Annotated in this window: 6 protein-coding genes; all 6 read left to right on the forward strand. The window is 71.2% G+C overall.

Annotated features, from left to right (window positions below; all coding sequences use genetic code 11):
- Nucleotides 1-228 (forward strand): DUF2182 domain-containing protein (locus ABYX71_RS10380; protein ID WP_372696426.1); only part of this gene is annotated, 228 nt, incomplete at its 5' end.
- A 117-nt stretch (nt 229-345) separates the two neighbouring features.
- The gene (locus tag ABYX71_RS10385; protein ID WP_372696427.1) at nt 346-1,224 is read left to right on the forward strand and encodes an EamA family transporter; all 879 of its coding nucleotides are present in this window, start codon (nt 346-348) and stop codon (nt 1,222-1,224) included.
- On the forward strand, nt 1,221-2,942 hold the full coding sequence (locus ABYX71_RS10390) for an OPT family oligopeptide transporter (protein ID WP_372696428.1): 1,722 nt from the start codon (nt 1,221-1,223) through the stop codon (nt 2,940-2,942). Before ABYX71_RS10385 ends, ABYX71_RS10390 begins: the two co-directional genes overlap by 4 nt.
- A gap of 183 nt (nt 2,943-3,125) precedes the next feature.
- Nucleotides 3,126-3,404 carry a hypothetical protein gene (locus tag ABYX71_RS10395; RefSeq protein WP_372696429.1) on the forward strand — a complete coding sequence of 93 codons (279 nt, stop codon included), beginning with the start codon at nt 3,126-3,128 and terminating at the stop codon, nt 3,402-3,404.
- 115 nt (nt 3,405-3,519) lie between these two features.
- Nucleotides 3,520-4,173 (forward strand): uracil-DNA glycosylase, encoded by a 654-nt coding sequence (locus tag ABYX71_RS10400; RefSeq protein ID WP_372696430.1) that lies wholly within the window; start codon nt 3,520-3,522, stop codon nt 4,171-4,173.
- Nucleotides 4,170-4,856, forward strand: a 687-nt coding sequence (gene uvrC / locus ABYX71_RS10405) for an excinuclease ABC subunit UvrC (RefSeq protein WP_372696431.1), incomplete at its 3' end; no start/stop codon positions are given. The genes ABYX71_RS10400 and uvrC, both read left to right, overlap by 4 nt.

The following is a 4,856-nucleotide window of genomic DNA, read 5'->3' on the forward strand; positions in this document are numbered from 1 at the left end:
GCCTTCCGGATGGGCCTGCATCACGGCCTGTACTGCGTTGGCTGCTGCTGGCTGCTGATGCTGCTGCTGTTCGTGGTGGGGGTGATGAACCTGGCCTGGGTGGCCGGCATTGCCGTGTACGTGCTGGCCGAAAAGGTGTTCCCGGTCGGTCCGCGCCTGGCCCGGGCCACCGGCATTGCCGTCACGCTGTGGGGCGTGCTGCTGCTGGCCGGGCGGGTTTCGCTGTAGCGCCGCCCACCGCGGCCCGGCGGCTACACTCCTCCACGCCCGGTTCCACCCGAAGAACTTAAAAAAACACCCCGCGCCGGGCGACGGCGCGTCAGCGGCGGCCCAGGAAGAAAACCCATGCAAAGCTACGTGCTGGTGGCGCTGCTCGCCGCCTTCATCCACGCCTTCAGTTCCGTGTACTCGAAGCGGCTGTACGTGCTGGCGGATCACCCGGCGCAGGTGGCGTTCTACAGCCTGTTCAGCACCGGCCTGCTGTGCGGCGTGCTGGTGCCGTTCATCCGGTTCAGCGATCCGTCCGGCGCGTGGCTGGACGTGCTCGGCGCCGGCGGCTGCTTTGCGCTGGGCTACGTGACACTGCTGATGGCCATCCGCATTGGCGATGCGTCGTTCGTGGTGCCGCTGATTGGCCTCAAGATCTTCTTCATCGCCGGCCTGTCGGCGCTGTTCCTGGCCGAGACCTACGGCCCGCTGGTGTACGCCGGCGGCATCGGCGCCATGGTGGGCATGTTCCTGCTCGGCGACGGTCGGCTCAACGGCAACCCCAGGGCGCTGGCGCTGATGCTGTTCACCACCTTCTGCTACGCGCTGACGGACATTTTTCTGGTGCGGCTGTTCCGGGCCGGCTTCGGCACGCTGGAGGTAATGGTTTACCTGTTCGTGGTGTCGGCGCTGCTGCTGGTGCCGTTTGCCGCGCGCACGCTGAAGGGCCGGTACCGGGTCAATCGCCGCTTTGCCGGCGGGCTGCTGATGTACGGCGCCGTGCAGCTGCTCGGCGGCGTGTTTCTGATGCTGTCGTTCGCGCTGGCCAAGGTGGCGACCATGGTCAACATCGTGCAGAGTGCCCGCGGGCTGTTCGCGGTGGGCGTGGTGTGGCTGATCACCCGCGTCGGGCTGGAGGGCATGGAACGGCTCTCGCGCCGCCAGTATGTGATGCGTGCCTGCGGCGCCGCGCTGATGACGCTGTCCATCACGGCCGCCATCGTGGCGAACCGGTGATCGGCGGCCGTCCGCCGGCCGCTGTCCCCCACCCTGCGGGCGCCCCGGCGCGCGAGCTCACGTGCCGCGCGCTGATCACCGGCATGGCCATCGGCGCCGTGCTGACGCCGACCAACATCTACTCCGGGCTCAAGATCGGCTGGAGCTTCAACCTGTCGATCACCGCGCTGCTGATCGCCTTCGCCTTCTGGCGGCCGGTGGCGCGCCTGCTGCGCCTGCCGCCGTGGGAACTGCACGAGAGCAACATCAACCAGACGGCGGCCTCGGCCGCGGCGTCCATCATCTCCGGCGGCCTGGTGGCGCCCATTCCGGCTTACCTGCTGCTCACAGGCGACACGCTGGCCCTGGCGCCGCTGACCGCCTGGGTGTTCAGCGTCAGCTTTCTGGGCGTGTGGGTGGCGTGGTTCCTGCGCGCGCCCATGGTCGGCAACCCGCACCTGCGCTACCCGGTGGGCATCGCCACCGCCGAGACCCTGCGCGACATGTTCGAGCACGGCCGCGAGGCACTGCTGCGCTTCTGGGCCATGCTGGCCAGCCTGGTGGGCGCCGCGGTGTTCAAGCTCGGCAGCGTGTACTGGTGGACGCTGCCGCGGCTGGTGCCGTCCGCGCGCCTGGAGCAGCTCACGTTCGGCCTCGACCCGTCGCTGATGATGCTCGGCTTCGGCACGCTCATCGGCCCGCGTGCCGGCTGGTCGCTGCTGGCCGGGGCGGTGCTGGCCTGGGGGCTGGTCGCGCCGTGGCTGCTGGCCGGCGGACATGTCGAGGCCGGCGGCAGCGCGGCCGGCTCGGCGTTTCAGCCGCTGGTGGGGTGGCTGATCTGGCCCGGCGTGAGCCTCATGGTGGCGGCCAGCATCACCAGCATCGCCTGCCGGCCGGCACGGCGCGCGGCCCTGGGCCGGCGGCCGCGGCTGCATTTCGGCTGGTCGGTGCGCGGCTTTGTGGCCGCCGCCACGCTGGCGGTGGTGCTGCAGGTGACGCTGTTCGGGATCGGCTGGTTCGCGGCGGTGCTGGCCATTCCGGTGGCCTTCGCGCTGGCGGCGGTGGCGGCGCGGGTGGTGGGCGAAACCGGCATCCCGCCCATCGGCGCGGTTGGCAAGGTGTCGCAGCTGAGTTTTGCCGCAATTGCGCCGGGTCAGGCGGTGACCAACCTCATGACGGCCAACGTCGCCGGCGGCGCCGCCGGCCAGTGCGCCGATCTGCTCAACGACTTCAAGGCCGGGGCGCTGGTCGGCGCCACGCCGTGGAAACAGGCCGCCGCCCAGTGCGGCGGCATCCTGATCGGCAGCGTGGTCGGCAGCGCGGTGTTCCTGGCGCTGATTCCAGAGCCCTCGACCCAGCTGCTGACGGCCGAATGGCCGGCCCCGGCGGTCGCGGTGTGGAAGGCCGTGGCCGAGGCGCTGTCGCTCGGCTTCGACAGCGTGCCGCCGGCGGCGCGCTACGCGGCGCTGGCCGGCGCCGTGGCCGGCTGCCTGCTGGCGCTGGCGGAAAACCGGCTCGGCCGCTGGGCCGCCTGGCTGCCGAGCGGCGCGACGCTGGGGCTGGCCTTCGTCATTCCGGCCAGCACGTCGATGACGCTGTTCGTCGGCGCGCTGGCGGCGCACGCGCTGCAACGCCGGGCGCCGCGCTGGTCAACGCGGTTTCTGATTGCCTGCGCGGCCGGCCTGATTGCCGGCGAGAGCCTGCTCGGCGTGTTCATTTCCATTGCCGGGCTCACCTGACTCCACCCGCCCTCCCCGGCCGCCGGCCTGCGGCGTGCCCCCCGGCAGGCAGGCATCCCCCACCGGCACCGGGCGTGCCAGGGCATGATGGCGGTCAACGCAACGTGCCGTGCGGGCTGGACCGACCGGCCACACCACCGGCACCCTGTACGGCACCTGTGGGCAATTCCCTGGAGCCACACCATGACGTCAAATCATCGACACCCTCCAGCGTGGCTGGAACAGGCGCGCAACGACCCGGCGGCCGTATTCGCCGGCCCGGAAGACGTCGCCCGCAACGACGCGCTGACCACCGACGAGAAGGTCGAGGTCCTGCGCGCCTGGGAACTGGACGCCCTGGAACTGGCGGAGGCCGAAACGGAAGGCATGCAGGGCTCGGCAAACGGCCTGCTGCAACGCATTCTGGCCACGCTGACGGAAGTTACCGGCGGCTCGGGCAAGGGCGGACCGGCCTCCGGCTAACCCCGGTACGCACACTGCCGCCGCCGGCCACCGGCCGCCCAGCGCCACCGCCCGGTCATGGCTGATGCTCAGGCCAATGCCTGCTCTGGCAAACTGTCCGCTTGCCTGCCGTCTGATGCCTGCCATGCCCACTGCGCTGCACGATCCCGCCTGTCGCCGCTGTCCGCGTCTGGCGGCGTTTCTGGACCAGGTGCGCGACGAGCGTGCCGACTACTTTGCCGCCCCGGTGCCGAGCTTCGGCGCGCCGGACGCGCGGCTGCTGGTCGTCGGCCTGGCACCCGGCCTGCACGGCGCCAACCGCACCGGCCGGCCGTTCACCGGCGACTTCGCCGGCCAGTTGCTGTACCGGGGGCTGCACGACGCCGGGCTGGCCAGCGCGCCGCAGTCGCTGGCGGTGGACGACGGCCTGACGCTGACCGACTGCCGCATCGCCAACGCCGTCAAGTGCGTGCCGCCGGCCAACAAGCCGACGCCGGCCGAGATCAGCGCGTGCAACGTGCACCTGCGCGCGGAGCTGGACCTGCTGCCGGCCGGCGGCGTGGTCCTGGCGCTGGGGCACATCGCACACCAGGCGGTGCTGCGCGCGCTGGGGGAAAAGCCCGCCCGCTTCGCCTTCGGCCACGGCGCCCGGCACCGGCTGCCCGGCCAACGCTGGCTGGTCGACAGCTACCACACCAGTCGCTACAACGTGCAGACCGGCCGCATCGACCAGGCCATGTTCGACACGGTCCTGACCGACGCGCGCGACCTGATCGGCACGGCCCCGTGAGCACACCGGAACCGAAGGCCACCGCCGCCCGCCTGCCGACCCGGCCCGGCGTGTACCGCATGCTGGACGCCACCGGCAAGGTCATCTACGTGGGCAAGGCCGGCAACCTGCGCCGGCGCGTCGGCAGCTATTTCAGCAAGCGCCACGACTCGCCCAAGGTGGCGCGGATGGTGGCGCAGATCGCCGACATCGAGGTCACCGTCACCGCCTCCGAGGGCGAGGCGCTGCTGCTGGAAAACAGCCTCATCAAGAGCCTGCGCCCGCGCTACAACATCATGCTGCGGGACGACAAGAGCTACCCGTACATCTACCTGTCCAAGGGCGAGCCGTTCCCCCGCCTGGCCTTTCACCGTGGCGCGCGCAAGGCGCCGGGCCGCTACTTCGGCCCCTACCCCAGCGCCGGCGCGGTGCGCGACAGCCTGGCCCTGATGCAGCGCATCTTCCCGCTGCGCCAGTGCGAGGACACGGTGTTCCGCTCCCGCACCCGGCCGTGCCTGCAATACCAGATCAAGCGCTGCACGGCGCCGTGCGTGGGGCTGATCTCGCCGGAGGACTACGCGCGCGACGTGCGCCACGCCGAACTGTTCCTGGAAGGCCGGAACGCGCAGGTGATCGCGGAACTGGCGGCGCAGATGTCACAGGCGGCAGCGGTGCTGGACTACGAGACCGCCGCCCGCCTGCGC

This window comes from Immundisolibacter sp. (assembly GCF_041625615.1).
In the GTDB taxonomy this organism is placed as follows: domain Bacteria; phylum Pseudomonadota; class Gammaproteobacteria; order Immundisolibacterales; family Immundisolibacteraceae; genus Immundisolibacter.